This window comes from Streptomyces sp. NPDC012510 (assembly GCF_042955065.1).
Taxonomy (GTDB): domain Bacteria; phylum Actinomycetota; class Actinomycetes; order Streptomycetales; family Streptomycetaceae; genus Streptomyces.
Window position 1 is genome coordinate 1 of record NZ_JBIBEN010000093.1, and the last position, 1,285, is coordinate 1,285.

Consider the following 1,285-nt stretch of genomic DNA (forward strand, 5'->3'; position numbering starts at 1 on the left):
CTGGGAGCACCGGGCCGTGGTGGTGGGCGCCTCGCATGAGGCGCTGGTCGAAGGGCTGTCGGCGGTGGCCGAGGGCCGGAGTGCGGCCGGCGTGGTCGAGGGTGTGGCCGGTGAGCCCGGCCGTATCGCGTTCGTCTTCCCGGGCCAGGGTTCGCAGTGGCAGGGCATGGCGCTGGAACTGCTCGACTCCTCGCCGGTGTTCGCGGCGCGGATGGCCGAGTGTGGTGAGGCGTTGTCGGCGTTCACGGACTGGTCGTTGGACGATGCTCTGCACGGTCGTGGTGGTGTGGATGTCGAGCGGGTGGATGTGGTCCAGCCGTTGCTGTTCGCGGTGATGGTGTCGCTTGCGGCGGTGTGGGAGGACTGGGGTATCCGGCCTTCGGCCGTGATCGGCCACTCCCAGGGTGAGATCGCGGCGGCTTGCGTGGCCGGTGCGTTGTCGCTGGAGGATGCCGCGCGTGTGGTGGCGCTCCGGTCGCGCTCGATCGTGGCACTGGCGGGGCGCGGTGGCATGGTCTCCGTGCCGCTTCCCGTTGAACGTGTTCGTGAGGAGTTGACCGGCTACGACGGCCGGGTCTCCGTCGCGGCCGTCAACGGGCCCGCCTCGGTCGTGGTCTCCGGCGACGTCCAAGGGCTGGACGAGCTTCTTACCCACTGGACGGAGGCGGGTGTCCGCGCCCGCCGTGTCGCGGTGGACTACGCCTCGCACTCCGCCCACGTGGAGGAGCTGAAGGACGAACTCCTCGACGTGCTGGCCCCGATCGAGCCGCAGGCCGGCCGTATCCCGGTCTACTCGACCGTCACGGGCGAGGTGGAGGACGGTTCGGGCTTCGACGCCGCCTACTGGTTCACCAATCTCCGGCAGACCGTCGAGTTCGAGACGGCCACCCGGAATCTGCTCCGCGACGGCTACGGCGTCTTCGTCGAGTCGAGCCCGCACCCGGTCGTGAGCCTCGGCGTGCAGGAGACCATCGAGGACACCGAGACGGCTCCCGACGCCTTCACGGTCGGCTCGCTGCGCCGGGACGACGGCGGTCTGGACCGGCTGCTGACCTCCCTCGCCGAACTCCACGTCCACGGCGTCTCGCCCGACTGGGCGAAGGTCTTCCCGGCCAGCGCCCGCCGCGTCGACCTGCCCACCTACGCCTTCCAGCACCAGCGCTACTGGCCCACCGCCCCCGCCTCCTTCACGGCGGGCCACTCCGCCGTGCCGGGCGGCGACCCCGTCGACCGTGCCTTCTGGGAGACGGTCGGGCGGGAGGACCTGGCCGGGGTCGCGGAGGCG

General features: G+C 71.4%; 1 protein-coding gene. It reads left to right on the forward strand.

Annotated elements, in window-relative coordinates:
* Positions 1-1,285 (forward strand): acyltransferase domain-containing protein (locus tag ACFY9I_RS42550; RefSeq protein ID WP_391012925.1); only part of this gene is annotated, 1,285 nt, incomplete at both ends.